Genomic DNA, 26,765 nt, shown 5'->3' with positions numbered 1-26,765 from the left:
AATAGTAAGCCGCAGCGCAGGCAGGCGCGCGCGCGCACGTTCTGCGGTACGCTCACGCGCGTGGCGCCGTCCGACCTCGCCGCCGAGATCCCGCTGTCGACCGAACGCCTCCGCCTGGCCGTCACCGGCCTCGGCGGGATCGCGGGCGCGCTCGTGCTGCCGATGCTGTCGTCGTGGCTGGGGTTGCTCATGCAACTGCTCGAGGGCGACCGCGGCGGCCTCGGCCCGCGTCCGCGCCTGTCCGGCCTGTCCGCCCTCAAGGCGCTGATGCTCACGGTCCTGCTCGCGTTCATCGCCGTGAATTGGCAGAAGGCCGCGGGCGAGCTGCGACAGATGCAGGCCGAGGCGCCGATCCTCGGCTCGACGCTGGCGGGCTTCGGCGTGGGGCTGGTGTTCTGGGCCGTGTACGCGCTGGCGATCTCGTCGCTGCGCGCCGACTTCGAGCGGGCGCGCCTCAGTCGCCGCATCGGCGGACTGCTGCGCTGAGGGCGAGTCCGCACCCCCACGCGCGCGCGAGAGTTTGCCAAGATGGCGGGCGTGAGCGCGCCGCAGACAGAGGATGCCCGCGCGGAGGCGGTCACGCTGATCGCGCGCACGCTCGCCGACGCGGCCACGCTGGCCGCCGAGGGGGCCGCGAGCCCGCGCCCGCGCGAGCAGCCGACCCGGATCGGCCGCTTCACGGTGATCCGCGAGCTCGGCTCCGGCGGGATGGGGGTGGTGTACGCGGCCTACGACGAGCAGCTCGACCGCAAGCTGGCGATCAAGCTGCTGCACGGCGATCCCGACCGCGACGCCTCGCAGGGCCACGCGCGCCTGCTCCGCGAGGCCCAGGCGCTGGCCCGGCTGTCGCACCCGAACGTGGTCGCGATCTACGAGGTCGGCAGCTTCTTCGAACATGTCTTTTTGGCCATGGAGTACGTGCAGGGGGCGAGCCTGCGCGCGTGGCTCGAGGCGGCGCCGCGGCCGTGGCGCGAGGTGCTGCGGGTGTTCGCGCAGGCGGGGCGCGGGCTGGCGGCCGCGCACGCGGCGGGGCTGGTGCACCGCGACTTCAAGCCCGACAACGCGATCGTCGGCGACGACGGCCGCGTGCGCGTGCTCGACTTCGGGCTGGCGCGCGCGCCCGAGACCACGGAGGCGCAGGCGACCGACGAGCAGCGCACGACGGTGGTGTCGCGCAACACCCTGGGTTCGCAGCTCACGGTGGCCGGCGCGGTGGTCGGCACGCCGGCGTACATCGCCCCCGAGCTGTACATGCGCCTGCCCGCCGACGCCCGCTCGGACCAGTTCGCGTTCTGCGTCGCGCTGTGGGAGGCGCTCTACGGCCAGCGACCGTTCCTCGGCGAGACGCTGCAGGCGCTGGCGCTGACGATCTGCGAGGGCCGGGTGACCCCGCCGCCGCCCGGCCGCCGCGTGCCGGCGTGGCTGCACGCGGCGCTGCTCCGCGGCCTCGACCCCGACCCCGCGCGCCGGTTCCCCACCATGGACGCGCTGCTGGCGGCGATCGACCGCGACCCCGAGCGCGCGCGCGTGCGCCTGCTCGGGGCGGCGGTGCTGCTGTGCGTCGCCGGGATGATCGGCCTCGGCGCGCGCAACGTCATGGCCTCGCGCGAGGGGCTGTGCTCCGGCGGGGCCGCGCGCATCACAAGTGTTTGGGGACAGGTCCAAAAGGACAGCCTCACGGCGGCCCTGACGGCGACCGGCCTGCCCTACGCGCGCGACACCGCGGCCCGCGTGAACCTCCGCCTCGACGCGTACGCGGCGGCGTGGGCGGCGGCGCACCGCGACGCGTGCGAGGACACGGCGGTGCGCAAGGAGCAGTCGCAGGAGCTGCTCGAGCTGCGGATGGCCTGCCTCGAGGGCCGCCGCGCCGCCCTGGCCGAGACGGTCGCGCTGCTGCACGAGGCCGAGGCGGCGACGCTCGAGCGCGCGGTGCAGGCGACGCAGGAGCTGCCGGCGATCGAGCCGTGCGCGAACGCCAGCTACGTGCGCTCGGAGCACCCGCTGCCGGCGACCGCGGCCGAGGCGATCGCGGAGGCGGCGGCGCGCAAGCAGTTCGAGCGGGTCCACGCGCTGCTGGCGGCCAGGCGAAGCCACGAGGCGGAGCTCGAGTTCTCGAAGATCGAGGTCGCGGCGCTGCCGCTGCACCTCACGCCCGAGCTGGCGCTGCTGCGCGCCGAGGTCGACGTGTCGCTGTCGCGTTACGAGGCGGCGCGCGAGGGCTTCGAGCAGGCGTACCTGACGGCCCGCCGGCTCGGCGACGACACCATCGCCCGGCTGGCCGCGGCCCGCCAGCTGCACCAGCTCGACGACGACACCCGCCTGCGCCCGCTGTGGGAGCTGTGGTGGCGCCTGGCCGAGACGGAGGTGGCCCGCTCGGGCGACCTGCACGACCGCCTGGGCCTGCGGCTCACCCGCGCGGACTACCTGCGCTCGGCGACCACCGAGTACTCGCGCGCCTACGACACGCTCGCCGGCGCGGTCGAGGAGTGCGAGGCCGATCGCAAGTGCCGCGCCTCGCTCCTCAGCGCGCGACTCATGAACGGGCTCGGGTGGATCTACACCGAGCTCGGCGACGGCGAGGCGTCGCTCGCCATGCACCGCCGCGCGCTCGCCCGCCGCATCGAGACGCTCGGCCCGCGCCATCCGAACCTCGCCCTCTCGCTCGACAGCATGGGCGGCGCGCTCGAGCTGCTCGGCCGCTACGAGGAGGCGCTGAAGATCCAGGAGCAGGCGCTGGCGCTGCGCCTGGCCGCGTACGGGCCCGATCACCTGGCGGTCGCCGAGTCGTACAACAACCTCGCCGGGGTGCTGATGCAGCTCGAGGACGTGGCGCGCGCGGCCGAGTACTTCCGCGAGACGGCGCGGATCGAGGAGAAGCTGCTCGGCCCGGAGTCGGCGCCGATCGGGCTGACGCTGATGAACCTCGCCAGCGCGATGCACCAGCTCGGCCGCAACGAGGAGGCGCTGCGCCTGCTCGAGCGCACGGCGCAGATCCAACGCACGACGCTGGTGCCGTTCCACGCCGAGACGATGTACACGCAGGCGCTGATGGCGGGGGTCCAGCACAGCCTCGGCGACCTCGAGGCGGCGGAGCGCCACTTCCTGGCGGCCCTGAAGGTGATCGAGCTGCGCCGCGAACCCGACCACCTCGGCGCGGCGATGGTGCAGCAGAACTACGCCGCGCTGCTGCGCGCGATGGACCGCCCGCGCGAGGCGCTGGCCCTGATGACGCGCGTCCGCCAGCGCCTGTCCGAGCGCCTCGGCGAGTCGCACCTGTTCATGGCCGACCTCGACACGACGATCAGCGGGCTCCACGAAGACCTCGGCGACGCCGCTGCGGCGGAGCTGCACGCGCGGCGGGCGATCGCCCTGCAGGACGCGTCCCTCGCGGTCGACGACCCGCGCCGCGTCGACGCGCTGTCGCAGCTGGCGATGGTCCTCCGCGAGCGCGAGCCGGCCGAGGCGCTGGTCCTGGCCGAGCGCGCGCTGCAGCTGACGCACGCCGGCGTGGTGTCGGCCGTCAGCCTCGCCAACCTGCACGAGACGGTGGCCGTGGCGCTCCTTCGCAGCGGCGACCGCGAACGGGTGCGCGCGGCGGCCTGCCTCGCCGAGCAATCGCGGCGCGCGGCCGGCGACGGCCCGGACGACCGCCGCAAACGCCTACGCGCGCTGGGGCTTCCGGCCGCGCCGTGCCTGTAACCTTGGACATATCACATCGGTCATGTCGCCTCGAGCATGGCCCATTGAGCATGCTCTTTAAATCATGTCCCGAAGCAGGCCGACGACGATCAGCGCCAGGCTCCACAGCACGCACTGCAGGTGCGCGGCGCCGGCGGCGAGGAGGATGAAGCGGCGGCACTCGTCGCGCTGCTCGGCGTCGGCGCTGCCGAGCAGGGGGACGCAGCGGGCCACCAGCACCAGCGCGGGGGCGGCGAGCAGGGCGACGGCGAGGGTCCCGAGGCCGGGGACGACGAGGCCGCCCATCAGCGTCGCCATGACCAGCAGCTCGAGGCTGTGACGCCGGGCCGCCCACTGGCCGCGGCGGACCGCGTAGCTGCGCTTGTCCGCCTGCCTGTCCGCAGGGGCATCCGGCAACGAGGTGAGGATGTTGCCGACCACGCCGAGCAGGAACAGCGGCACGAGCGCGAGCCACGGGAAGGCCGCGAGCGAGCCCGCCTGCAGGTAGAAGCCGAGCAGCGGCAACAACACGCCGGTGCCGAGGCCCTGCACGACCTCGCCGCCGCCGCGGTACGACAGGCGCAGCGGCGCGAAGTTGTAGGCCCACACCAGCAGCGCCGCGGCGGCCACGAAGGCCGGGGTCCACGGGCGGCCTGTCCCGAAGGCCATGTAGAGCGAGAGCCCGACGAGCCCGGCGAGCGCCAGCCAGGCGGCGTCGCGCAGCTCGCCGGGGCGCAGCCGGCCCTCGGGCAGCACGCGCGAGCCGCCGGAGAACTCGTTGTAGGTGGTGTTGGCGCCGTCGGCGTCGCGGTCGGCGTAGTCGTTGCTGAAGACGATCACCAGCAACAGGAGCGCGGCCAGGAAGTGCGCGCCGTACAGGGTCGGCAGCGAGAACGCGCCGGTGGAGGCGAACGCGAGCGCCTGCCCGAGCCACAGCGGGACGACGAGGTTGACCTGGGCCAGCGGTCGGGTCGCCTGCAGCCACGCGGCGGGGTCGAACATGCGGCTCGACGGTAGCACCACTTACTCGAAGACGAGCACGTGCGCGGCCCAGTCGGCGCCCCCGCCCCGCTGCACCCGCTCGTCGCGCACGGCGACCGCCGGCGAGGCGCCGCCGCGGATCCGCGCGCGCACGGCGTCGAAGAACGGGCCGGCCTCGCGGTCCTGCACCGGGGCCGGCGAGGCGATCACGGCCCGCGCGCCCGCCTCGAGGAACGCGACCGGCAAGCTCCACGCCTCGTGCAGGTACGGCGCGACCTGACCGGCATGGCAAGCGCCGAGGATCACGAGCGGCCGACCGGCGAGGGCGAGGCCGCGGATCTGCCCGGCCGTCAGCGCGTGGCGGCCGTCGACGTCGGGCGTGAGCGCCAGGAACGAGGCGTCCGAGACGCCGAGGTCGACGAGGCCGTGGACGTGGAACTCGATCTCCGCGGCGTCGGGCAAGGCCTGCAGCACCCGCGACGGGGTGGCGTCGGGGCCGGACAGGAGGCGCGTCGCGGCGTCGCCGTCGCCTGTCCACGGGGACAGGCGCGGCAGCCCGAGCTCCGCCGGCGCGGCGGCATCGGCGACGACGAGCCGCGTCTCCTTTTGGACATGTCTTTTAAGAACTGTTCGGAGGTGCTCGTGGCCGACGCGGTAGGACCAGGCGATCTCCGGCGGCAGCAGGCCGGCGCGGCCGGCCAGCGGCGGGCGGGCGAACACGGCGACCTCGGGGCAGGCGCGCACGGCCGCGATCGCGTCGGCCGGCACGAGCGCCTCGCCGGCGGCGACCGGGGCGCTGCGGGTGACGAGGCTGGCGATCGGGACACCGTTGGCGTCGAGGGCGACGCTGTAGCTGCGCTCGTGGTCGACGGCGAGGCCGAGCGCGCAGCGGGTGGGCGCGGGCACGCCGACCTCCTCGGCGAGCAGCGCGACCGCGGCCGCATGCTCGCCGCGCGCCGCCGCGTCGAGCACCAGCGAGGCGTAGCTGAACGACAGCGCCTTGAGGCCGTGGGGATCGCTGCGCGGGAGCTCGCGCGCGGCGGCGATCGCCTTGCGCAGCAGGGCCTGGCCGGCCGCCGGTTCGCCGCCGATCCGCGCCCGGCCCTCGATGTGATCGGCGAGCGCGGCCTCGCCGGGCGACAGACCCGCGGCTCGCAGCGCGGCGAGCCCGGCGAGCACCGCGGCGACGTCGCGCGCGTCGCCGCCGATCCGCCCGAGGTCGGCCTGCACGAACAGGCGCGTCAGCGACGGCGGCTGCCCGCAGTCGGGCGCGGCCTCGAGCTCGCGTCGCGTGCCGGCGGCGTCGAGCTCGACGATCGCCAACCCGGCGAGCACGTCGCGGGCGTGGCGTTCGGCCCGGCAGCGCGCGGCCTCGGCGGCCGGCAGGCGCAGCAGGGTCTCGCCGGTGATCGCCCGCGCCAGGCCGAAAGCGCCGCGCAGGCGGGCCAGCTCGGCGCGCAGCTGCAAGAAAGTGGTCTCGACGCCCCAGTGCTGGTCTTGCGTGACGCGCCGCGTGCCGGCCTCGACCAGCGCGGCGGCCTCGGGCAGCCGGTGCATCAGCGTGTAAAGCTCGGCCCGGGCCAGCTCGAGGCGGGCGCAGCGGTAGCCGAGGCCGGGGCCGCACAACGCCTGCCCGGCCTCCAGGGTCGCCTCGGCCTTCGCGTCGGCGCCGGCGTCGATCTGCGCCGTCGCCTGCTCCTGCGCCGCGAGCATGCGCATCCACGGGTCTCCTGTCCCTTCGGCCAGGGCGGTGAGGCGCGTGAGCTCGGCGCTCGCGGCCCCGCCGTGGATCAACGCACCGAGCGCGATCTCCGGGTAACCGGCGCGCAGCGCCTTCTCGGCCAGGGCCGAGCCGTCGCCGTCGCCGCCGAGCGCGAGCGCGGCGAACTCCTCGGCCAGAACGACGCGGCCGCCGGAGCTCGGAGCACCTGTCCCTTTGAGCATGTCCGCGAGAACAGTCCCGCCGGCGACGCGATCGAGCCGGGCGGCCAGCGGCGCGAGGGCGTCGAGCCGCGCGCGCGTCGGGGCGGCGCGCACGGCGTCGTAGAAGTAGAGGCGCGCCAGCGAGGGGGCGGCGTCGATGACCTCCTCGGGCAGCGGCTCGCCGCGCTCGATCAGCGCCGCGCCGGCGGCCTGCACGGTCGCGAACATCTGCTCGCGCGCGGCCGGGCCCTGTCGCAGCGACTGCGCCTGCGCGCGCGCCTCGGCGGCCCACGCCGGCGTGTCGGCGCTGGCCAGCTGCTCGAGCGCGTCGGCGGCGAGGCGCGGCAGGCCGAGCTCGCGCAGCGCCAGGGCCCGGTTCCACTGCGCTTGCAGGTGCTCGGGCGCGGCCGCGAGGGCGGCGTCGGCCAGCTCGAGCGCGGGCTCGGCCTCGCCCTGCATCAGCGCCAGCGCGGCGAGGTCGCTGTCGCGGTCGGCCGACTCGGGGAGCCGCAGCAGCACGGCCTTCGCCTGCGGCAGCTCGCCGCGCAGCGCGTGCGCGGCCGCGAGCCCGCGCAGCTCGCCGGCCGCCTCGAGCCGCGACAGCTCGGCCAGCGGGATCGGCTCGCCCGCCGGTCCGTCGGCGCGCATCACCGTGTAGTCGCGGTGCACGTCGACCTGCGGAAAACTGAGCCGCGCCTCGACCGCGCGCGTCGGCGCGAGCGTCAGCGCGAGCGGTCCGTTCTCTGGCTTTTCGGGCATGTCCCCGAGGCCAGGACCCTGCGCGGGCCCGCGGAGGTACAGCGCGAGCGCGGCGGCCGCGGCCAGCAGCGAGCCGGCCACCCACCACGCGCGCCGCTTGCCCCGCGGCGCGAGCGGGATCACCGGCGCCGGCGCGACGTCCGGGCCGGTGGCGACCTGCAGCTGCATCAACGTGTGCAGCGCCTGCTGGCAGTCGGCGCAGTCGACGAGGTGCGCCTCGAACACGGCGCGCTGGTCCTCGGCGAGCTCACCGTCGAAGTAGCGGTCGATGTCGTCGCAGCGGCGGGTCATGGGTGGCTCTCGTCGGCGGCGCGGGCCGGCAGCAGCAGGTCACGGAGCTTGCGGCGCGCTCGCGCGAGGCGAGTGCCGACGGTGGCCTTGGGGATCCCCAGGCGCGCGGCGATCTCTTGATACGGCACGCCCTCGAGGCTGTGAAGCTGGTAGACGCTGCGGAAGTCGGGCTCGAGGCGGGCGACGGCGGCGACGACGTCGTCGCGGGTGAGCATGGCCCAGGCCGGCTCGGCGGTCGGCTCCGGCGCCGGCAAGGCCACCTCGTCGAGCGAGGCGTGCGCCGGACCGCGGCTCCGCGCGCGACAGCGGTCGAGGAACAGGTGGTGCAGCATCGTGCACAACCACGCGCGCAGGTTGGTCCCCGGCTGGTACTGCGCGCGCCGCTGCAGCGCGCGCTCGAAGGTGTCCTGCAGCAGGTCGCCTGCGTCGGCCGGGTTGCGACACAGCCGCAGCGCGAGGTCTCGCAGGGCGTGCTCGTGGGCCCTCAGGTTGCGATCGAAGTCCGCCGCGGCGTCGATCGGCGGATCGATGACTTGCGGCGAGGCCATGAGACCGGCGGCGGACGATGCCACGCGAGGGATGGAGGGTCAACCGCCGAGCTTGACGACAGGGTTCACCGCGCGACTGGCCTGATAGGCGATGTTGCCGGCGTCGAGGATCCGCCGCTTGAAGTCGTCGGGGAATCCGGGCGGGCCCGGAGGCACCGGCGGCTTGAGGATGATCACCGCGCCGCTGCCTGCGAGGCCGGAGAAGCTCTGCGGCACCGACTGTCCGTCCTTGTCGAAGTCGCCCGGGCGCATGTGGCCGATCGTCGACAGGTGCATGGCCTGATCGCCCTCGCGGATCGCCGCGATCTTCTGCGCCTTGACGTCGACGAGGTAGGCGATGAAGCGGTGCGGGTCCTGCGGGTGCTCGGTGACGACGACCGCGCCGTCCTCGACGTACGGCCAGTTCGGGCCCGGCGCCCACGCCCCGGCCTTCTCGATCGGGATGAGGTCGGGCAGCTTGAGCGACTCGAGCGAATATGTGCCCGGCTGCCACGAGAACTTCGGCGCCCGCGTGACGCGCGGGAGCTTGGTGAGTTGCTCGCCGACCGACTCGGACACGGACGGCATCCTGGGATCCAGCGACTCGACCCCGGACGGGGGGACCTTGGGGTTCACCGGTTCGATCGGCGCGAGGACGACCGACCACCACGCGGCGAGGACGACGAGAGACGAGTTCATGCTGCTTCTCCTGCGCGATCGTGACGCGCTCCGCCGCCGGCGCGGCGGCACACTGTATCAATGCCGGCTCGAACGATCCGCGCGCCGCACCTGCGGTCGCGCGGCCCGTGGCAGCCTCACAGCCGTAGATCTCGGGCCCGTGGCGCGAGGCCGTCGCAGGCGCGCTGCACCGGCCGCGCGTCGGCGTTCCGGCCGAAATTGAGCGCCTCGCGGCGCTTGTCACCGTGGACGGCGCTGTCGCTCATGGACGAGCTCGGGAGCGAGAGGGACGATGACTTGCGGGCGAACATCGGAGCTTCCTGGCGAGAGGCATGGCGGGACCGTTCGCAGCGCACGACCGCGTGCTCTCGATACGGGCGACGCATCGGCGGCGGGGCGGTAGGTGTTTGTGCCTCGACAACGGCGGCGTCCGTCGATCTTCCCGAGCCGCATGCGAATTTTTCGACTCGCAGCGACGCGCGACCTCGCGCCGATCGCGGACGCGGAGGCCGCCTGTTCCTCCGCGCGGGCGAAATGGACATCGCTGTCCAGCTCGCAGTAGCGTCGGGCCATGCCTTCGCGTCATCTGGTCGACCCGCAGCTGTTGCCGCTCCTGAGCGCGTTGCCGTCGTTCGAGCTGAGCGTCGCGGCGCTGCCGACGATCCGCAGCTTCATGCCGCCCGCGAGCGAGCCGCCGGCCGGCGTGATCGCGTCGGAGCGGCTGGTGCCGGGGCCCGAGGGCGCGCCGGAGGTGCGGGTGATCGTCTATCAGCCGCGGCAGCAGCACGGGCTGGCGCCGGCGTACTTGCACATCCACGGCGGCGGCTATGTGATGGGCTCGCCGCACATCGCCGCGGCCCGCAACCAGGGGCTGGTGACCGCGCTCGGGTGCGTGGTCGTCTCGGTCGACTACCGGCTCGCGCCCGAGACTCCGTTCCCCGGGCCGGTCGAGGACTGCTACGCGGCGCTGCGGTGGTTGTACGAGCACGCGGCCGAGCTGGGCGTCGATCGCGGCCGGATCGCCATCGGGGGCGAGAGCGCCGGCGGCGGGCTGGCCGCGGCGCTGGGGCTGCTGGCGCGCGACCGCGGCGAGGTGCCGCTGGCGTTCCAGCTGCTCGTGTATCCCATGCTCGACGATCGCACCGTCGTCCGCGCCGACCCGCACCCGTACGTCGGCGAGTTCATGTGGACGCCGGAGAACAACCGGTTCGGCTGGACCGCGCTGCTCGGCGGCGAGCCGGGCGCCGAGGACGTGTCGCCGTACGCGGCGGCGGCCCGCGCCACCGACCTCTCGCGGTTGCCACCGACCTACATCTCCGTGGGCGCGCTCGACCTGTTCTTCGAGGAGGACGTCGAGTACGCGCGCCGCCTGACGCGCGCAGGCGTGCCGACCGAGCTGCACGTCTATCCGGGCGCCTTCCACGGGTTCGACCTGCTGGGACACACCGAGGTGGCGCAGCGGTTCGAACGCGACCTGCGTGACGCGCTGCGCCGCGGGCTGCGGCCCGCCGCCGCGAGCGCCGCGACGTGACCGCGACATGTCCCCTCGGACATGTTACGTTCGCCGTTCGCGCTCAGTGCGTCGCTTCGCGCTCGGGCAGCAGGAAGCGGTAGCCGACGCCGCGCAGCGTCTCGATGTACTGGCCGGCGGGGCCGAGCTTCTTGCGCAGGCGCTGCACGTGGGTGTCGACGGTGCGGGTCGTGACGTCGACCTGCACGCCCCACACGTCGTTGAGCAGGGTGTCGCGGGTCTGGACGCGGCCGCGGCGGGCCAGCAGGGTCGCCAGCAGGCGGAACTCGAGCGCGGTCAGGGTGACGCGGCTGTTCTGCACCCACACCTGATGGCCGTCGTGGTCGACGCGCAGGAGCTCGTAGTGCTGCTCCTCGGCGCCGTGGTCGTCGACGGTGCGGCGGCGCAGGATCGCCTTCACGCGCAGCAGCAGCTCGCGCACGCTGAACGGCTTGGTCACGTAGTCGTCGGCCCCGAGCTCGAAGCCGACCACCCGATCGATCTCCTCGCTGCGGGCGGTGATCATGATGACCGGCGTGCCGCGTGTCCTTTCGGTCATGCGGATGTTGCGACAGACCTCGGTGCCGGCCATGTCGGGCAGCATCCAGTCGAGCAGGACGAGGTCCGGCGGGGGGCTCTGCCCCATGAGCGACAGGGCGGACGTGCCGTTGTGGGCGGTGAGGGCGCAGAAGCCCTCGCGCTCGAGGCTGAAGCGCAGCGAGTCGAGCAGGTCGCGCTCATCGTCGACGATGAGGATCGTGGCGGGCATGGTGCGTTCTTCCTAACAGGTGCGCTCCGGGGCGGCCCCACAGGCTCGCGACAAGGCGGTGACTCAGTCGTGGTCGCGAAAGCCGAGGAGCTTGAAGGTCTGCGTGGACTCGTGCTCGACGAGCGAGGCGAGGATCTGCAGCGTGCGCTCGGCGCCGTCCTCGCCGCGGACGACGAGGTGCGGGCGCTCGTGGAACGCCACGCCGGCCCGGCGGACGGTGCGGCGCGGCTCGAAGCGGACGAAGCTCAGGTCCGCTCCGCCGTGGCGAGCGAGCGCGCGCTGCATGTCGTCGCGGCTCTGGCGGACGTGCATGTCCCACAGCAGGTCGCGGCCCATCGCCTCCGCGCCGGGGTGGGTGGCGATCGCCGGGAACAGGCGGCCGGTGTACTCGGCCTCGTCGACGGCGAGGGCGACGAGCGCCTCGACGTCGCGCGCGTTGAGGGCGGCGACGACCGCGTGGCCGAGCTCGTCGAGGCTGGCGAGGCCGCCGGCGAGCGGCGCGTCGCCGACGGTGGGGGCGCCGTCGCCGCGCGTCGGCGCGTCACATGACCCGAAGGACAGGCAGAGCGTGAGCGAGGCGACGACGCGGAGCACGGGCAGGTCCGATCAGTTGACCTTGTAGGAGGTCCAGTCGAGGGTCCAGTCGCCGGCGCCGTTGGCGATCGCGCCGATGTAGTCGGCGGCGTCGAAGCCGGAGGGGGCCTGGCCGGCGCCGCGCACCGGCGAGGCGTCGGTCGGGGCGACGTTCGGCGCGGCGAAGTCGTAGCTGCCGAGCTGCGGGTCGACGTCGAAGTGGTTGCCGTTGCCGGCGTCTTCGATCAGTCCGGCGAGGTCGTAGGTCGAGCCCTCGCCGACCACCCACGGGGTCGCGCCGTCGTCGATCGTCGAGTTGTTGAAGAACAGGGAGTGCATGAACTTGACCCCGCCGCCGGCGGCGACGGTCTCGGTCGCGCCCTCGGTGAGCTCGACGGCCGGGCCGTAGAAGTGGGCGAAGATCGCGTTGTGGAACTCGGCGCTGACGCCCTCCTTGAGGCGCACGCCGGCGCTCTGGGTGTCGAGCGCCTCCGAGACCGAGGTGCCGATGGCGGTGACGTTGACGAACTTCGGCGCGGTGCGCGGCTCGGCGTCGAGGTTGTCGGCCTGGTTCGACAGCTCGAACGCGTAGTTGCCGGCGGCCGGGTCCTGGACGATGACGACGTGCTGCAGGCTGCCGGTGTAGCCCTGGTCGCTGTCGATCGAGTCGTCCTGGGCGCCGGTGATGACGAGGTGTTTGCCGTTGACGGTGCCGCCGAACATCTCGACGCCGTCGTCCTTGCCCATGTGGACCTGCAGGTAGTCGACCTGGGTGCCGCTGCCGCACGAGTAGAAGGTGACGCCGTTGAGCTCGTTGTCCTTGGTGAGCTCGAAGCCGACGAACTCGACGCGGACCCACTTGAGCGAGCCGCACGAGGAGGCGTCGTCGCCGCCGCCGTACTGGTAGTCGGGGTTGCCGGCGTCGAGGCCCTCGGCCACGCCGGCGCCGGTCTGGAGGTTGTTCCTGGCGTCGCCGAGGAGGACGATGCCGCCCCAGTCGCCGCGCCCGCGCTTGCCCTCGGCGAGCGCCGAGGTGAAGACGATCGGCGCATCCTTGGTGCCCTCGGCGATCAGCTGCGAGCCCTTGGTGACGACCAGGGCCGAGCCGTTGAGGCCGCGGATGGTGACGCCGGGCTCGATGGTCAGCCTGGCGTTGTTCTTGACGGTGACGACGCCGTCGAGGATGTGGCCGCAGGTCCACACGGTGTCGGTGTCGATGACGCCGCTGATCTGGCTGTCACACTCCTCTTCGCCGCCGGCGGTGTCGGAGGTGTCGGCGGTGTCGGAGGACTGCATGCCGTCGTCGCCGCAGCCCTGGGCGAGTACCAGCGGCAGCGCCACGGCGGCCGCGAACATGGGGATCGTCTTCATGGTCGTCATCACGTGAGAGCCTCGGGTCAAGAGTTCGCGGCCGTATCCTTAGAATGAGCCCGTGACGCCGCTCCCACGGGCGAGTGACGCGAACGCGACAAGTTCGCGCTCTCTTGTCCGTCACATGCTGTAGCTGAGGCCGAGGATGAACGAGGTGCCCTTGCGGGTCTGATAGAACAGCGCGTCCTCCGGGCCGAGGACGTAGGTCTGGCGCCAATTCAGCATGTTGTTGACGATGAAGTTGAGGTTCAGGCCCTTGTAGACCCGCTGCGACAGGGCGAAGTCGAGGGTGTGGATCGGCTTCTCGTAGACGTCGGGCAGGTGGTTGGCGCCGACGAAGACGATCCGGCGGCCGAAGGTGTTGTAGAGCAGGCGGACGTTGGTGCCCGACTTCTCGCTGTCGTAGGCGAAGTAGGCGTTGACCACGTACGGCGACTGACCCTCGAGCGGGCGCGTCTGCGAGGTCAGGGCGTTGAGCGGGTCGCCGGGGGTAGGCGGCGGGATCTGGACCCGCGAGTAGATGTAGGCGAAGTTGACGCCGAGCGAGAAATCGCGGGCCTGCGGGTGGATGAACGACAGGTTCTTGCGCGCCTCGAGCTCGACGCCGACGTTCTGGGCCATGACCGCGTTGCGGAACGTCTGCAGCCGCGGCGAGGTGGCGATGACCCGCTCGATGGGGCTGTCGAAGTACTTGTAGAAGACGCTGGCCGCGAGGACCTCGTTGGCGCCGGGGAACCACTCCCACCGCAGGTCGGCGTTCCACACCCTGGTGCTCTTGAGGTCGGGGTTGCCCTGCACGCCGAAGCCGCCGGCGAAGTCGACGAACAGGAACTTCGACAGCTCGCGCATCTCCGGGCGCGCGACCGTCTCGGCGCCGGCGAGGCGGATGTTCATGTCGCTGCGCGGCGAGAAGATGAAGCTGCCCGAGGGGAGGACCAGGCGGTCGCGCAGGGCGGCGCGGTAGGCCGGGTCGGCGTTCGGGGCGTAGGGGCTGTAGGGCGCGACGGTGAGGTCGTGGGCCTCGAAGCGGGCGCCGCCGACGAGCCGGAACCACCGCGTGAACGGCAGGTCGAGCATCGCGTAGCCGGCGTAGACCGACTGCGTGCCCTTGTAGCCGTCCTGGCCGTCGGGTCGCACGATCTCGTTGATCACGAACGGCTCGGTGCCGCCGGCCATCATCGGGATGTCGCCGCCGACGGTGTCCTTGTTGAAGATGTTGCCGGTGCCGCCCGGCGGCAGGCCGCCGTAGTTGCGGACCTCGAGGTCGAGCGTGCGCACGTCGAACCCGCGCCGCCGCGTCTCCGCCCAGCCGCCGACCTTGAAGCGCGAGTCGATGCCGCGCCACTGCTTGAACGGCAAGGTCAGGTTGAGCGCGCCGCTGCCGGTGTTGTCGACCAGCTTGAAGAACTGGAACTTGCCCGACTCATTGGTGACGACGCGGTAGCCGACGCCGTTGTCGGCGAACAGGCTCTCGCGCAGGAGCGGGTCGTCCTGCCGCGCCTGGGCGAACGAGCCGAACCAATCGAGGGTGAGCCCGCCGGCGCCGGGGAACTCGTGGCGGCCGCCGAGGCGGGTGAACGCGACCGAGCGCATGATGTAGCGCAGGCGGGTGTTGAGGCACTCGGCGATCTCGAGCGAGCAGGTGTTGCGCGCCTGGCCCTTGAGCGTGCGCGCCTCGTTGTCGGCGTCGCGCGAGTAGACGCCGGTCAGCTCGAGGCGGTGGTGCTTGTCGAAGTTCCACTTGACGAGCAAGAGCGCCGAGGCCTGGACGTTCTGGGTCGTCTTGAAACCCTCGTAGCGGACGGCGGGCTGAGGCTCGAGGGTGTAGCCGTCCTCGTCGTTGCCGACGACGCTGTAGATCCGGTGCTGCTCGCGCAGCGTCTGGTGGACGTTGTTGTACTGCAGCGCGGTGAGGAAGCCGAGGCGCGTGCCCCAGGGCTTCCAGGTGTTGCCGACCTGCAGGCCGGCGCCGAAGTTCGGCATCGCGGTCTTGCGGCCGATCGCGGTGTGGAGCGAAGGGAGCGACTCGCCGAACCTCTCCAGCTGCGCGGGCGAGTAGAGCGGCTGGCCGGTCTGGACGTCGGCGAGCTCGCTCGGGCGGATCGGCCGCGCGGTGTCGAACGAGCTCGGGAGGTCGCGGCCGAGGTTGCCGAAGGTGAGGTTGTCGCCGGCGAAGCGGTCGCCGGTGTTGGCCTGCCGGAAGGTCGTCGCCGTGTTGGCGCCGACCTTGGCGTCGATCTGGAACAGCAGCTTCTCCGGCGTCTCGCGCGTCTCGAGCTGGACCGAGGCGCCGGCGAAGTCGGCCGGGACGTCGGGCGTCGCGGTCTTCTGGACGTTGATCGCCGACAGCGCGCCCGACGGGATGATGTCGAGCGGAACGGTGCGCAAGTTGGGGTCGGGGCTCGGCAGGCGCGCGCCGTCGAGGAGGGTGTTGCCGTAGCGGTGGCCGAGGCCGCGGACGAAGATGAAGCGGTCGCCGACGACGGTGGTGCCGACGATGCGCCGCGCCACCGACGAGGCCGAGCCGCCGCCCGACTTGCGGATGTCGTCGCGGCTCATGACGTCGCGGGCGCTGGCGGCCTTCTTGCGCTCGACGAGCTTGCCGGCGGCGCTCTCCTTGTTGATCTCGGCCTTGACGACGACGGTCTGGGTCATGCCGGCGATCGGCTTGAGCTCGCGGTCGAGCGCCTGGGCCTGATCCTTGGCGACGGCGACGCCGGAGATCGTCATGCCCTCGTAGGCGTCGTAGGAGATCCGGACCTGATAGGTACCTGGCGGAACGGACAGCTCGTACTCGCCGTTGATGTCGGTCCTGGTCTTGTAGTCGGTGCCGACCACGGCGACGCCGACGCCGATGAGCGGGGAGCCGCTGCTGGCGTCGAGGACGCGGCCCTTGATCGTGCCGGCGTCGCCCGCCACCTTGATCTGCCTCTTCGGCGCCATCTCCTTCTTGAGCGCCTCGGCGTCGTTCGTCAGGTCCTCGACGCAGAAGCCGTCGTCCTCGGCGCAGCCGCCCTCCTCTTCCTCGGCGGGCGGCGGCTCGGGCGCCTCGGCCGGCTGCTCGACGGGCTGCTCCTCGGGCGGCTGCTCGGCGTCCGCGGGCGGCTGACCCGCGGCGGGCTGCTCGATCACGGTGCCGTCGTTGTCGAAGCCGGTCGGCCCCTCGTAATCACGAGGGCCCGCGGCACGGACGCTACGCGCACAGACTCCAGCACCGACCGCTGCCACAAGCGTCAGCAGGGCCGGGCTCTTGCAGGTTCGCAAGAACATGGCGATCCAGATCTCGATGTGTTGATGCGACCGGAAGGGTCGCGCGGGGGTTGTACTGGAAACGAAAGAGCCGCCCAAGGGGGGCGGCTCTGCTGTCACGAAGAAGTCACGGCGGGTTCACTCGGGCTTCGCGGTGAGGATGACGATCGGGAACGCCTGCGCGCCGCGGGCGAGGTCGACGGCGCCGAGCACCATGCCGTACTCGGTGTCGTCGGCGGCGTCGAGGTACAGCGAGTTGTCGGGGCGCGCGTTGAACATGCGCGTCAGCTTCTCGGTCAGCTCGGCGCGGTCGACCTCGATCTTGTTGATCGAGGTCTTGCCGTCGGCGGCGACGCCGAGCACGAGCGGCTTGTCGGGGTCGTTGGCCTGGTCGAGCTGCTGCTCCTTGTCGTCCTTCGGCGGCAGCCGGACCCAGAAGCTCCTGGCCATCACGGGCGCGAGGACCATGAAGATGATGAGCAGCACGAGGACGACGTCGACCAGCGGGGTGACGTTCATCTCCGGCTGGACCTTGGCCTTCTTGAAGCCGGTGGCGAGGCTGGCACCCATGGCTAATCCACCTCCCCGCCGCCGTCCCACTTGCGCTGGGCGCCGACGGCCAGCGAGACGCCGCCGAAGCCGATGTCCTGCACGTCCTTGAAGAAGGTGCGCACGGCCCTGTACGGGACCCTGGCGTCGCCGCGCAGCAGCACCTTGCGCCTGGGGCTGCGGGCGTACACGTCCTTCAGCAGGCCGATCGCCTGCTCGCGCGCCATGTCCTGGTCGTCGACCGTGTAGACCTCGTCGCGGTCGATGGTGACGACGAGCGGCTCTTCCTTGCTGTCGGCGTCCTTGTCGGGGAACATGACGCTTATCAGCTCGATCGGCTTGTCATCCTGCATGTTCGGGATGATGAGCATGAAGATGATCAGCAGCACGAGGACGACGTCGACCAGCGGGGTGACGTTGATGCTGGGCTTCGGCCCTTTACCGGGCTTACCGGTCTCGACCGCCATGCCCATGGGCGCCCTCCAGGTAGTCGATCAGCTCGCCGGCGGCGTGCTGCATCTGCATGTCGAGGCGGTCGAAGCGGCCCGACAGGTAGTTGAAGAACAGCACCGAGGTGATGGCGACGATGAGGCCGACCGCGGTGACGATCAGCGCCTCGGCGATGCCGGCCGAGACGGCGGCGATGCCACCACCGCCGGCGGAGGCGATGCCCTGGAAGGCGACGATGATGCCGATGACGGTGCCGAACAGGCCGATGAACGGAGCGGTGGAGCCGATCGAGGCGAGCATGCCCATGCCGCGGCGACCCTCGGCGCTGTAGAGCTCGAGCTTGCGGGCGAGCTCGCGACGGGTCAGCTCGGCGGCTGCGGTGGCGCCGCCGTCCTTGCGCTCGTTGGCCTGGAAGGTCTGCACGCCGATGGCGGTGAGGCGGGCGAGCGGGTTGCGGGTGAAGCGGCGCGCCAGCTCGAGCACGCCGGCGATGTCGCCGTCGGCGAACTGCGAGCGCGAGTTGCTGGCGAACTCCATCGACTCACGGTCGGTGCGGCGCAGGACCCAGGTGCGCTCGATGATGACCGCGAAGCTGGCCACACCCATGCCGAGCAGCGAGATCGCCACCAGGCGGGAGAGGAGGCTCATGCTTTCCCAGATCTCGAACAGTGACAGCTCCATGACTCAAGTCCTCTCAGTGTTGGCTCGCGCGCGTCATCCGCCGCCGGTGAGCTTGAAGGGGAAGTTGACGATGATCCAAACCGAGATCGGCTCGCCGTCGAGCTTGGACGGGGTGTACTTCCACCCCTTGACGGCGCCGATCACGGCGGCTTTGAACAGCTTCTCGGCGCTGGTCTTCTCCTCGTCGCCGGAGGCCGTGTTGGTGGCTCGCAAGATCTTGGCGCCCTTGACCGTGCCGTCGCGGTGGACGTGCAGCTTGAGCACGACCTCGCCCTCGACGCCGGCGTCGCGCAGCTCCGACGGGTAGTCCGGCATCTTGTTGCCGGGGTCGGGCGTCGGCACGCTGGCCCGCTCGGGCCGGTCGACCGGCTTGGTCGGGTCGATCGGCGCCTCCACCTTCTTCGGCGGGTCGGGCTGCTTCGGCGGCTCCGGCTTCTTCGGCGGCGGCGGCTTGTCGACCTTCTTCGGCTGACCGGTGCCCTGGCCGGGTTCACCTGTCCCGAAGTTCTTGTCGGTGCTGGGCGCGGCTTGCTCGGGCGGCGGTCCCTCGGGGATCACCTTCGGCGGCTCGAGCTTGGGCTTGGGTTTGGGCTTGGCCTGCGGCTGGGGCTTCGGGACATCCGGCGGCGGCGGCGGCGGCGGCGGCTCCTCTTCGGGCTCCGGCTCGGGCTGCTCGTCGACCGCGAAGTCCTTGATCTCCGGCTCGAGGACGACGGCGACCTCGGGCTCGCGCGCGTGGTCGCGCCAGGCCCAGGTACCGATCACCAACAGATGGCCGAACAGGGCCAGGACGATCGCCCGCTTGTTCCGGCGTACGAACACCTGATCGCGGGTCGCGGGGTCGAAGCCGTGGAACATCGGGGCGGCCGAACCATGACGAAGAGCCTTTGCAGCCCGATGTCGTGAATGTTCCATCTCTGTGACATCGCCCGGGGCTGTGATTCGTATCCTCACAAGTTTCTTCGCTGTCACATTGGACAGCCGACCGGCACGCCCACTACGCTGTAGTGATGCAGGTCGAGGACCTCGGCTGTGCGATCGACGGACGAGCGCTGCTCGACGCGGTGTCGTTCTCGATCGCAGCCGGCGAGTCGCTGGCCCTGCTCGGCCCGTCGGGCGCGGGCAAGAGCCTGGTGCTGCGCTGCCTCCTGGGGCTGGCGCCGGCGCAGGCGAAGGTGACCGGGACGCTGTGCTGGGGCGAGCGTCGGGTGCCGCTCGCGGACCGCGGCGCACTCGCGGAGCTGCGCGGCCGCGGGCTCGCGCTGGTGCCACAAGCCGCGGCCGCCAGCCTCGACCCGATGCGCACCGTCGGCGATCAATTGCGTGAGGTCTGTGCGCTCCACGACACGGACAGCCGTCCACGCGAGCGCCTCGTCGAGGTCGGACTGTCACCCGAGCTCGTCGATCGTCACCCGCACGCGCTGAGCGGCGGGCAGGCCCAGCGCGTGGCGCTCGCCCTGGCCCTCGCCTGCCGTCCGAGCGTGCTCCTCGCCGACGAGCCGATGGCCTCGCTGGACTGCGTGGGCCAGGCGGCGCTGGTCGAGCTGCTGGCCCGCCGCTGCGAGGCGGAGCAGGTCGCGCTGGTGCTCGTCAGCCACGATCTGGCGCGCGCGGTCGGCTGCTGCTCCCGCGCGCTCGTGCTGGACCGCGGCAGCGTGGTCGCGGGCGGGTCGCTGGCGACGCTGCTGGCCGCGCCGCCCGAGCCGACCACGGCGGCGCTGGTGGCCGCGGCGCGGAGGACATGAACCAATGGGCATGTCGTTGGAGACAGGCTCTTCGGAGCATGTCGAGGAGGACATGCTCGTCGCGCGTGGGCTGACGGTCGGGACGCGGCTGCGCGGGGTGGACCTGCGGCTCGGGCCCGGGGTGGGGCTCGGGGTGGTCGGGCGCTCGGGCTCGGGCAAGTCGACGCTGGCGCGCGCGCTGGTCGGGCTCGAGCCGGAGCTCGCGGGCTCGCTGCAGCTGGCGGGGCGCGAGCTGGTCGGGGCGCCGCGTGCGGCGTGGGCGGGGCTGCGCGCGCGCGTGCAGCTGGTCTGGCAGGACCCGGCGACGGCGCTCGACCCGTGCCTGTCGATCCGGCGCAGCATCGAGGAGGCGCGGAAGCTGGCCGGGCGCGATCGGTTCACCCGCGACGACCCGCGGCTGCGGGCGCTGATGGAGCGCGTGGCGCTGGCGCCGGAGCTCCTGGATCGCGTGCCGGGGGCGCTGAGCGGCGGACAGCGGCAGCGGGCGGCGATCGCCCGGGCGCTGGCGGCCGAGCCGGCGCTGCTGATCGTGGACGAGATCACGAGCGCGCTCGACCGGCCGGTGGCGTGGACGATCGTCGACCTGCTGCGGACGCTGCGCACGGGCGAGGTCGGGCTGATGATGATCAGTCATGACCTGTCCTTTCTGCCAGGTACGGTGGAGACGGTGCTGGTGCTGGACGAGGGCTCGCCGGTCGAATCGGGGCCGGTCGAGGCGGTGCTCGGCCGGCCGCAGTCGGCGACCACGCGCGAGCTCGTCGACGCGGCGCCCCGGCTCTGATAGAGGATCGAAGGTGAACGAGCCGGTCGTCTACGTCTTCCACCACGCTGCGCCGATCCCCGTCGGCCACCGGGTGGAGCTGCAGTTCTTCGAGCGCGACACGGGCTTCTTCAGCGTGGAGTACAGCGAGCAGCTCGACATGCCGCTGATCCGCGACCTCGACACGGGCATCGAGTACGCGCCGGAGTGGTTGTTCAAGCGCGAGGCTCGCGACCACCTCGGGCCGAGCTCGCCGCGCGTGCTCGAGATGTCGCCGTCGGTCCGGCCGACCCGCGCGCTCACCGGGACGGTGGTCGCGTGTCGAGTGGTGACCGGGCTGGTGGCGGCCGACTGGACCGTGTTCACGTACCTGACGCTGCACGAGGAGGAGACGCGCATCTATCGCTGATGCGCGCTGGTGCGTTCCTCAACAAGAAGCTCGACGACGGGCGCTGGCTCGGCGGCTCGTTGTTCGACAATTTTTTCTACTTGTACGACCTGCGCGAGGGGACGAGGGAGCAGCTGTTCTCGCTACCGGTGAATATCGCGTGGTTCGAGGACGACGCGCTGGTGGGGTTCGAGGCGGCGAAGAAGTGCTGCATCGAGGGGGACCTGCGCGACGAGGGGCCGCTGTGGCGGGTGCCGTTCGACGGCGAGCCGGAGCAGCTGGCGGAGCGCGCGAACCAGTACACGCGGCTGCTGCCGGACGGTCGGCTCATCGCGCCGCTGGGCATCGGGGCGGACTGGCTGGGGAGGCTCGTGGTGATCGATCCGTCGACGGGAGAGGAGCGGCGCGTCGACGATCGCGTGGACGGTCGCTCGCTCGACACGCGGTGGCTCGAGGATGAGGGGCTCATCAGCTATTCGGTGTCCGACGGCGAACGCTCCGGGGTGTATCTGGCCCGCCTGTCGCAGCACGAGCGCAGCGGGGCGCGCAAGGCGGTGATGCGCGAGGGCCACGCGATCGACCTGGTGCGCGGGGCGGAGGGCGAGCGGGTGCCGGTGATCCGCACGCTGGCGACGAGTGACGAGCGCGAGCTGCGGGCGACGCTAGCGACGCGCGCGGAGTGAGTCGGGCTCAGTCGTCGTCTTCGTCGTGGCCCGGCGGGAGGGAGCCGCGCTGGGCGTGCATGCGGGCGGTGAGCTCGAGGAAGAAGCGCTCCATCGGGCGGGCGACGTCGGGGCCGTGGAGGACCTCGACGAGGCGGGTGGCGGCCTCGAAGGTGCACACGGCCTCGGGTCGCGGGGGGTGGCGGATGCCCCAGCGCGAGGGACCACCTGGCGGAAGGGACACCTTGGGGAAGTCGCCGACGTGGGCGGCGCGGCGGGCCATGCGGGAGCACTGGTGCCAGGTGCCGTCGAGGATGACGACGCAGCGGCGCCGGCCGGGGGCGGTGTGCAGGAGCTCGGGGCCGGCGACCTGGGCGTCCTCGGCGGGGAAGAGGACGACGTAGTCGAGCTCGGGGTCGGTGAGCGGCGCCGTGTCCATGGCCTCGTCCCGCGCGCCGTAGTGGACGATCGGGGCCCGCAGGGCGGCCGCGGCGGCCCGGCCGGTGCTGGTCGGCTTGTGGCGCTCGCGGTTGTGCTGGACGAGGACGAAGCGGGTCGGCACGTCGACGACCGGCAGCTCGGCGCAGAGGCACCGCTCGAGGTGGAGGCCGCAGACGGGGCAGCGCGGGCGTGAGCTCTTGCGCGAGGACATGGCGGGTCAGGAGAGTGTACGAAGGGACATGTCCGATGAGGAATGTGTAACTGAACTCAGAGACATGTGCGAAAGAATCTGTCTGATGGGAAAGGTGTTATTGAACATGTCCCATGGATTATGGAGCGAGCGATATTCGGGACATGTTGCAAGGGACATGATGTTTGAGGCATGGCGTTCAGGTCATGTCCGCGAGGGCATGGGAGACGCGGGCCCGCAGCGCGGGCGGGAAGACGGCGCGGTGGTGGACGAATCGCTCGCGGGCGAGGCCGCGGAGCAGGGGGGAGGCGTCGAGGAGGCGCTGGACGCGGCCGCCGCCGCGCAGGACCATGAGCGCCTCGTCGTCGGTATAGGCGTCGATCTCGACGCGGTCGATGGCGCCGAGGTAGGCGGGGGCGACGCCGTCGCTGGCGAGGACCTCGGCGAGGCGCGCCTCGGCGGCGGCGGAGTCGGCGTCGGGCCGGAGGCGCAGGGTCTTGAACAGGCGCCGGCAGACGAGGCCGTCGGCGAGGTCGCGCAGGACGGGGTCGGCGCTGCGGGTGTAGGCGGCGAGGGCCTCGGCGAGGGCGTGGTCGTCGAGGCGGAGGTAGCGGTGGACGTCGACGTCGCGGCCGCGTAACAAGTCCTCGAGGACAGGCGGGGTGCCGGGCTCGGGGCCGAGCTCGCACAGGCGGCGGAACAGCGCGCGGATCATCATCTCGGCGGCGCGCGCGGCCTTGTGCAGGTAGACCTGGCGGTACATGTAGAGGCGGGCGAGGAAGAAGCCCTCGACGGCGGTGAGGCCCTTCTCGCCGTCGACGGCGAGCCGCGCGGAGGTCGACCCGGCGGGGACGTAGAGGCGCAACGAGGCGAGCAGCCAGTCGACGTCGAGCAGACCGTAGCGGACGCCCGTCATGTAGCTGTCGCGCATGAGGTAGTCGCAGCGGTCGACGTCGAAGGTGCCGGAGACGGCGCGCGCGAGGTGGCCGATCGGGCCCTGGCCGTGGATCAGGCGCTCGACCAGCGCCGGCGCGGTCGGGTCGAGCTCGGCGAGGACGCGGTGGACCTGCGTGTCGGGGTCGAGCAAGATCCGCGAGGTCCACACCTCGTGGCGCGGCGCGCCGGGCAGCACCGCCTCGAAGGTGTGGCTCAGCGGCCCGTGCCCGAGGTCGTGCAGCAACGCGGCCGCGAGGGCGACGTGGGCCCAGTGATCGTCGATGCGGTCGTGCGGCGGGAGCTCCTGCGCGAGGGTGCGGACGCGGTCGAGGTAGCGCTGCATGACGTGCGCGGCGCCGACTGCGTGGGCGAAGCGCGAGTGCTCGCCGCCGGGAAAGGCGAGCGCGGCGAGGCCGAGGGCGCGGATCCGCCGCAACCTCTGGACTTCGGCGCAGTCGAGGAGGCGCGTGACGAGGCGCGCGGTCTGGCCGCTGAAGGAGATCAGGCCGTGCACGGGATCGCGCAAGAGCATCGCGGCGGAGCCTACTGCAGGCGCGAGCGGCTGGCGATCCGGGCGGGCGGCGAGTCGGTGCGGGGAGGGCGTGATATCCTGCGCGCCGCGCCCGATATGGCCGATTCGCCTCCCACGCCGCCGAGCCCGCCCGCGTGCCGCAAGTGCGCGTTCGTGTTCGAGGCCGGGGCGGTGTTCGAGCGCTGCCCCAACTGCGGGACGCCGACGCAGGCGCCGCCCGAGGAGGCCGGGCGGGTGATCCTGCCGCGGCTGACGGCGCTGCCGCTGCCGGGGACGCCGATCGGCAGCATCCGCAAGACGCCGGCCGAGGCGCCGATCGAGGGGTTCTTCGTGCCGCCGACGCTGGTCGGGGACCGGCCGCCGGGGGAGCAGGCCAACGCTCCGAGCGCGCCGACGTCGCGGCCGCCGTCGCAGCCCTCGCCGGAGGCCGGCAGCGGCGAGGACGACCTGCCGGCGCCGGTGTCGACCACGCGGCCGTTCACGCTGCCGCGCATCGAGGTGCCGCGGATGGCGGTGTCGCCGCTCGACAGCCGCGACCTCGAGAACAGCGCCGAGCTCGACCTGCCGCACCTCAGCGAGATGTCGACGGTGACGGCGCGGGCGGTCTCGCGGTCGGACGACGTCGAGGTCGACCTCGCCGACATCAAGGCCGAGACCCGCGAGCTGCCGACCCAGCCGGACGCGCCGCTGCCCCCACCCCGGCCGCAGTTGCAGTCGCGGCGGCCGACGGTGATCGTGGCACCGGTGACCCCGGAGCCGGGCGCGCTGGCCTACGCGGGCCTGGTCGGGCTGTTCGCGGCGCTGGCGGCGTGCTGGTGGTTCTACTACAGCCGGGCGCAGGAGGTGTCGCTGGTCGCCGGCTCGTACGCGTCGCAGGCGCTGTCCGATTCGGCGGCGATCCACGAGCGCGACGAGCGGCTCGCCGCGCTGTTCGACGACGACACGATGGACGGCTACCTCGCGGCGATGACGGTCGCGGAGCAGACCGACGACCCACTCGGCCGGGCCGAGGCGGCGCTGCGGATCCACCTGCGCTATGGGCCAGATCCGGTGCGCGCCTCGCAGGCCGCGGTGTGGCTGGCCGCCACCGCGGGCCGCGAGAACGACCGCGCGGAGCGGGTCCGGGCCCTGGCCGCCCTCGCCGAGGGCGACCACCGCAAGGCGCAGACCTTGTTGGCCGCAGCGGCCGAACCCGGGGTGGCGCTCTACCGCGGCCTGCTGGCCCTGGCCGTCGGCGACCACAAGGCCGCCTCGGAACATGCCTCGGAGGCCATGTCCTTGCGGCCAGGCGATCAAACGGCCCGGTGGTTGAGCTTCGCCGCCGAGCTGGCGAAAGATCGCCGAGCGTCGCTCGACCCGCTGCGCGACGCCGCGGACCGACAGCCGCAGCGGCCGGCGCTCCAGCTGCTCCTGGTGGACGCGCTGATCGCCCGCGGCCGGCTGGCGGAGGCGCGCAAGCGGCTCGAGGCGCTGGTGCGGGAGCCGGGGGTGAGCGACGTGCACCAGGCGCGCGTGCTGGTGCGACACGCCCGGGTGGCGGCGGCGTCGGTCGAGGTGTCGCGCAGCGTGTACTGGGCCGACGAGGCGATCAAGCTGGCGCCGCGCGACCCGGAGGTGGTGCACGCGTCGCTGCGGGTGCTGATCGGGGCCGACGAGCTGGCACGCGCGCAGCAGGGTCTGACGGCGCGGCTGCGCGACGCCCCGGACGACCGCGAGGCGCAGATCCTCCAGGCCGAGCTGGCGCTGCGGGCGAGCAACGAGAGCGCGGCGACCAAATCGATCGAGAAGCTCGCGGCCGAGCCGCTGACGCTGCTCGAGTCGACGTTCCTGCGCGGTCGCCTGGCGCTGCTGGCCGGCAACACCGAGGACGCGGCGCGGCAGTTCCACGCCGCGGCGACGGCCACGCCGGCGCACGTGCGCGCCGCCGTCGAGTACGCGCGCCTGCGTCCGCGCGAGGACACGCTGAAGTTGCTCGAGAAGCTGCTCGATGGGCGCGGCCACGACCCGACGGAGAGCGCGCGCGCCGACCTGCGCGCGCTGGCGCTGGCGGCGGCCAACTTGCAGGCCGAGCTCGGCCGGCGCGACGAGGCGATCAACGCGCTCGACCGCGCGCTCGCGACGGACTGCGACGACAACGCGGCGCAGCTGCGACGCGGCGTGCTGGCGCTCGAGACGGCCCGCGCCGACGCCGGCCGGGTCGACCTGCTGGCGGTGAACGAGCGCACGGGCGGGTTCGCCGGGCTGCTCGGGCCGCTGAGTCGACTGTACATTCAGTCAGGTGAGCTGCGGCAGCTCGAGGCGATGGTGCAGCCGCATTTGAGCGACGTGCGGGCGCCCGACGAGACGGTGCTGGCGATCGCTCGCCTGCGCCTGGCCCAGGGGGCGGTCGAGGCGGCGGAGTCGCTGACCGACCAGATCTTGCTGCGCAGCCCGGGGTCGTGGGAGGGGCACCTGCTGAAGGCCAAGGTGCTGCTGGCCCGCGGCGAGCCGGCGCTGGCGCAGCAGGAGCTGCGGCTCAGCCGGCCCGCGCACGCGAGCGCCGAGGTCGAGCTCGTGGCCGGCAAGATCGCCGAGCGCGGCGGTCGCCTGCAGGAGGCGCTGGCCGCCTACCGCCGCGCGCATCAGCTGGCGCCGACGCTCCACGAGGCCGGCTTCCTGTACGGCCGTGCGCTCCTCCAGACGGGGCGGGCGCAGGAGGCGGTCACCGAGCTCGGCGCGGTCACCAGGGCCACGGAGGCGTTCCCGGGGGCCTTCGTGGCGCTCGGGCAGGCGCTGCACGAGCGCGCCAACTTCGAGGAGGGCCGGCGGCAGCTGCAGCGCGCCGTGGCGCTCGAGCCCGGGCTCGCAGAGGCGCACTACTGGCTCGGACGCTGCGAATACGAGCTGCAGCTGCACGCCGAGGCCGCGGTCAGCCTCGGCCGGGCGGTCCGCGGCGCGGCCCCGGAGACCCTGTGGCTGCCGGACGCGCACCTCTGGCTGGCCCGGGCCTCCGAGGCCCACGGCGACGTGGCCGCCAGCCGGACGGCCTACGAGGAGTTCCTGCGCCTGGCGGCCACGACCGCCCCGGGCCGGCGCGAGGCGGAACGCGCGCTGGCCCGCCTCGCGCGCGCGCCGTGAGCCCC

23 protein-coding genes are annotated in these 26,765 nt (G+C 72.7%); 8 read left to right on the top strand and 15 right to left on the bottom strand.

The window, feature by feature from the left end:
• The first annotated feature begins 60 nt into the window (after nt 1-60).
• Together K7C98_RS40400 and K7C98_RS40395 are read left to right on the top strand one after the other, a co-directional pair.
• A complete protein-coding gene (locus K7C98_RS40400; RefSeq protein ID WP_224197274.1) occupies nt 61-486 on the top strand; it encodes a hypothetical protein in 426 nt (141 codons plus the stop codon).
• A 51-nt stretch (nt 487-537) separates the two neighbouring features.
• On the top strand, nt 538-3,699 hold the full coding sequence (locus tag K7C98_RS40395) for a tetratricopeptide repeat protein (RefSeq protein ID WP_224197273.1): 3,162 nt from the start codon (nt 538-540) through the stop codon (nt 3,697-3,699).
• Between the two features lie 57 nt (nt 3,700-3,756).
• On the opposite strand, the gene K7C98_RS40390 is transcribed toward K7C98_RS40395, so the two are convergent.
• From K7C98_RS40390 to K7C98_RS44295, 5 genes are all read right to left on the bottom strand, one after another.
• The gene (locus K7C98_RS40390) at nt 3,757-4,680 is read right to left on the bottom strand and encodes a prenyltransferase (protein WP_224197272.1); all 924 of its coding nucleotides are present in this window, start codon (nt 4,678-4,680) and stop codon (nt 3,757-3,759) included.
• Between the two features lie 21 nt (nt 4,681-4,701).
• Nucleotides 4,702-7,632 (bottom strand): CHAT domain-containing protein, encoded by a 2,931-nt coding sequence (locus tag K7C98_RS40385; protein WP_224197271.1) that lies wholly within the window; start codon nt 7,630-7,632, stop codon nt 4,702-4,704.
• Nucleotides 7,629-8,180: an RNA polymerase sigma factor gene (locus K7C98_RS40380; protein WP_224197270.1), complete on the bottom strand. Its 552-nt coding sequence runs from the start codon at nt 8,178-8,180 to the stop codon at nt 7,629-7,631. Before K7C98_RS40380 ends, K7C98_RS40385 begins: the two co-directional genes overlap by 4 nt.
• A 39-nt stretch (nt 8,181-8,219) precedes the next feature.
• Nucleotides 8,220-8,858: a hypothetical protein gene (locus K7C98_RS40375; RefSeq protein ID WP_224197269.1), complete on the bottom strand. Its 639-nt coding sequence runs from the start codon at nt 8,856-8,858 to the stop codon at nt 8,220-8,222.
• 116 nt (nt 8,859-8,974) lie between these two features.
• Entirely contained in the window at nt 8,975-9,103 is a 129-nt protein-coding gene (locus tag K7C98_RS44295; RefSeq protein WP_263430252.1) for a hypothetical protein, read from the bottom strand.
• A 305-nt stretch (nt 9,104-9,408) separates the two neighbouring features.
• Between K7C98_RS44295 and K7C98_RS40370 the strand changes: the two genes are divergently transcribed.
• Nucleotides 9,409-10,368 (top strand): alpha/beta hydrolase, encoded by a 960-nt coding sequence (locus K7C98_RS40370; RefSeq protein WP_224197268.1) that lies wholly within the window; start codon nt 9,409-9,411, stop codon nt 10,366-10,368.
• Between the two features lie 43 nt (nt 10,369-10,411).
• Here K7C98_RS40370 and K7C98_RS40365 read toward each other — a convergent pair whose 3' ends face one another.
• The 8 genes from K7C98_RS40365 to K7C98_RS40330 all read right to left on the bottom strand — a co-directional run bounded on the left by K7C98_RS40365 (nt 10,412) and on the right by K7C98_RS40330 (nt 18,847).
• Nucleotides 10,412-11,116: a response regulator gene (locus tag K7C98_RS40365; protein WP_224197267.1), complete on the bottom strand. Its 705-nt coding sequence runs from the start codon at nt 11,114-11,116 to the stop codon at nt 10,412-10,414.
• A gap of 63 nt (nt 11,117-11,179) precedes the next feature.
• Nucleotides 11,180-11,710 carry a hypothetical protein gene (locus K7C98_RS40360; protein WP_224197266.1) on the bottom strand — a complete coding sequence of 177 codons (531 nt, stop codon included), beginning with the start codon at nt 11,708-11,710 and terminating at the stop codon, nt 11,180-11,182.
• A gap of 12 nt (nt 11,711-11,722) precedes the next feature.
• Nucleotides 11,723-13,060 (bottom strand): hypothetical protein, encoded by a 1,338-nt coding sequence (locus K7C98_RS40355; RefSeq protein WP_224197265.1) that lies wholly within the window; start codon nt 13,058-13,060, stop codon nt 11,723-11,725.
• Between the two features lie 120 nt (nt 13,061-13,180).
• Complete coding sequence (locus K7C98_RS40350; RefSeq protein ID WP_224197264.1) at nt 13,181-16,330, bottom strand: TonB-dependent receptor; 3,150 nt, start codon at nt 16,328-16,330, stop codon at nt 13,181-13,183.
• 117 nt (nt 16,331-16,447) lie between these two features.
• On the bottom strand, nt 16,448-16,879 hold the full coding sequence (locus K7C98_RS40345) for an ExbD/TolR family protein (protein ID WP_224197263.1): 432 nt from the start codon (nt 16,877-16,879) through the stop codon (nt 16,448-16,450).
• 2 nt (nt 16,880-16,881) lie between these two features.
• Complete coding sequence (locus tag K7C98_RS40340; RefSeq protein WP_224197262.1) at nt 16,882-17,331, bottom strand: ExbD/TolR family protein; 450 nt, start codon at nt 17,329-17,331, stop codon at nt 16,882-16,884.
• On the bottom strand, nt 17,306-17,989 hold the full coding sequence (locus tag K7C98_RS40335) for a MotA/TolQ/ExbB proton channel family protein (RefSeq protein WP_224197261.1): 684 nt from the start codon (nt 17,987-17,989) through the stop codon (nt 17,306-17,308). Before K7C98_RS40335 ends, K7C98_RS40340 begins: the two co-directional genes overlap by 26 nt.
• 33 nt (nt 17,990-18,022) lie before the next feature.
• Complete coding sequence (locus K7C98_RS40330; protein ID WP_224197260.1) at nt 18,023-18,847, bottom strand: energy transducer TonB; 825 nt, start codon at nt 18,845-18,847, stop codon at nt 18,023-18,025.
• Between the two features lie 152 nt (nt 18,848-18,999).
• On the opposite strand from K7C98_RS40330, the gene K7C98_RS40325 reads away from it, so the two are divergent.
• Genes K7C98_RS40325 through K7C98_RS40310 form a run of 4 tightly spaced genes read left to right on the top strand, consistent with a single transcriptional unit; the run spans nt 19,000 to nt 21,565 of the window.
• Entirely contained in the window at nt 19,000-19,734 is a 735-nt protein-coding gene (locus tag K7C98_RS40325) for an ABC transporter ATP-binding protein (protein WP_224197259.1), read from the top strand.
• A gap of 52 nt (nt 19,735-19,786) precedes the next feature.
• Nucleotides 19,787-20,515, top strand: coding sequence for an ATP-binding cassette domain-containing protein (locus tag K7C98_RS40320; RefSeq protein ID WP_224197258.1), 729 nt, complete (start codon nt 19,787-19,789; stop codon nt 20,513-20,515).
• 13 nt (nt 20,516-20,528) lie between these two features.
• The gene (locus tag K7C98_RS40315) at nt 20,529-20,903 is read left to right on the top strand and encodes a hypothetical protein (protein WP_224197257.1); all 375 of its coding nucleotides are present in this window, start codon (nt 20,529-20,531) and stop codon (nt 20,901-20,903) included.
• A complete protein-coding gene (locus K7C98_RS40310; protein WP_224197256.1) occupies nt 20,903-21,565 on the top strand; it encodes a hypothetical protein in 663 nt (220 codons plus the stop codon). The genes K7C98_RS40315 and K7C98_RS40310 overlap by 1 nt, the downstream gene beginning before the upstream one ends.
• A gap of 7 nt (nt 21,566-21,572) precedes the next feature.
• Here K7C98_RS40310 and K7C98_RS40305 read toward each other — a convergent pair whose 3' ends face one another.
• Together K7C98_RS40305 and K7C98_RS40300 are read right to left on the bottom strand one after the other, a co-directional pair.
• Complete coding sequence (locus K7C98_RS40305) at nt 21,573-22,196, bottom strand: tRNA-uridine aminocarboxypropyltransferase (RefSeq protein ID WP_224197255.1); 624 nt, start codon at nt 22,194-22,196, stop codon at nt 21,573-21,575.
• Between the two features lie 178 nt (nt 22,197-22,374).
• Nucleotides 22,375-23,643, bottom strand: a complete 1,269-nt coding sequence (locus K7C98_RS40300; RefSeq protein WP_224197254.1) for an HD domain-containing protein — start codon at nt 23,641-23,643, stop codon at nt 22,375-22,377.
• A 96-nt stretch (nt 23,644-23,739) separates the two neighbouring features.
• Between K7C98_RS40300 and K7C98_RS40295 the strand changes: the two genes are divergently transcribed.
• Complete coding sequence (locus K7C98_RS40295) at nt 23,740-26,760, top strand: tetratricopeptide repeat protein (RefSeq protein ID WP_224197253.1); 3,021 nt, start codon at nt 23,740-23,742, stop codon at nt 26,758-26,760.
• The last annotated feature ends 5 nt before the right edge of the window (nt 26,761-26,765 follow it).

The sequence above is a fragment of the Nannocystis pusilla genome (assembly GCF_020073745.1).
Classification (GTDB): Bacteria; Myxococcota_A; Polyangia; order Nannocystales; family Nannocystaceae; genus Nannocystis; species Nannocystis radixulma.
The sequence above is the reverse complement of the archived record's forward strand: the minus strand, read 5'-3'. Positions and strand labels throughout refer to the sequence as shown.

Excerpts from the sequence above, each read along its gene's own strand:
- K7C98_RS40390 (WP_224197272.1), bottom strand. The coding sequence starts at position 4,680 with ATGTTCGACCCCGCCGCGTGGCTGCAGGCGACCCGACCGCTGGCCCAG.
- K7C98_RS40385 (WP_224197271.1), bottom strand. The coding sequence starts at position 7,632 with ATGACCCGCCGCTGCGACGACATCGACCGCTACTTCGACGGTGAGCTC.
- K7C98_RS40380 (WP_224197270.1), bottom strand. The coding sequence starts at position 8,180 with ATGGCCTCGCCGCAAGTCATCGATCCGCCGATCGACGCCGCGGCGGAC.
- K7C98_RS40375 (WP_224197269.1), bottom strand. The coding sequence starts at position 8,858 with ATGAACTCGTCTCTCGTCGTCCTCGCCGCGTGGTGGTCGGTCGTCCTC.
- K7C98_RS44295 (WP_263430252.1), bottom strand. The coding sequence starts at position 9,103 with ATGAGCGACAGCGCCGTCCACGGTGACAAGCGCCGCGAGGCGCTCAAT.
- K7C98_RS40370 (WP_224197268.1), top strand. The coding sequence starts at position 9,409 with ATGCCTTCGCGTCATCTGGTCGACCCGCAGCTGTTGCCGCTCCTGAGC.
- K7C98_RS40365 (WP_224197267.1), bottom strand. The coding sequence starts at position 11,116 with ATGCCCGCCACGATCCTCATCGTCGACGATGAGCGCGACCTGCTCGAC.
- K7C98_RS40355 (WP_224197265.1), bottom strand. The coding sequence starts at position 13,060 with ATGAAGACGATCCCCATGTTCGCGGCCGCCGTGGCGCTGCCGCTGGTA.
- K7C98_RS40350 (WP_224197264.1), bottom strand. The coding sequence starts at position 16,330 with ATGTTCTTGCGAACCTGCAAGAGCCCGGCCCTGCTGACGCTTGTGGCA.
- K7C98_RS40345 (WP_224197263.1), bottom strand. The coding sequence starts at position 16,879 with ATGGGTGCCAGCCTCGCCACCGGCTTCAAGAAGGCCAAGGTCCAGCCG.
- K7C98_RS40340 (WP_224197262.1), bottom strand. The coding sequence starts at position 17,331 with ATGGGCATGGCGGTCGAGACCGGTAAGCCCGGTAAAGGGCCGAAGCCC.
- K7C98_RS40335 (WP_224197261.1), bottom strand. The coding sequence starts at position 17,989 with ATGGAGCTGTCACTGTTCGAGATCTGGGAAAGCATGAGCCTCCTCTCC.
- K7C98_RS40330 (WP_224197260.1), bottom strand. The coding sequence starts at position 18,847 with ATGTTCCACGGCTTCGACCCCGCGACCCGCGATCAGGTGTTCGTACGC.
- K7C98_RS40325 (WP_224197259.1), top strand. The coding sequence starts at position 19,000 with ATGCAGGTCGAGGACCTCGGCTGTGCGATCGACGGACGAGCGCTGCTC.
- K7C98_RS40320 (WP_224197258.1), top strand. The coding sequence starts at position 19,787 with ATGCTCGTCGCGCGTGGGCTGACGGTCGGGACGCGGCTGCGCGGGGTG.
- K7C98_RS40310 (WP_224197256.1), top strand. The coding sequence starts at position 20,903 with ATGCGCGCTGGTGCGTTCCTCAACAAGAAGCTCGACGACGGGCGCTGG.
- K7C98_RS40305 (WP_224197255.1), bottom strand. The coding sequence starts at position 22,196 with ATGTCCTCGCGCAAGAGCTCACGCCCGCGCTGCCCCGTCTGCGGCCTC.
- K7C98_RS40300 (WP_224197254.1), bottom strand. The coding sequence starts at position 23,643 with ATGCTCTTGCGCGATCCCGTGCACGGCCTGATCTCCTTCAGCGGCCAG.
- K7C98_RS40295 (WP_224197253.1), top strand. The coding sequence starts at position 23,740 with ATGGCCGATTCGCCTCCCACGCCGCCGAGCCCGCCCGCGTGCCGCAAG.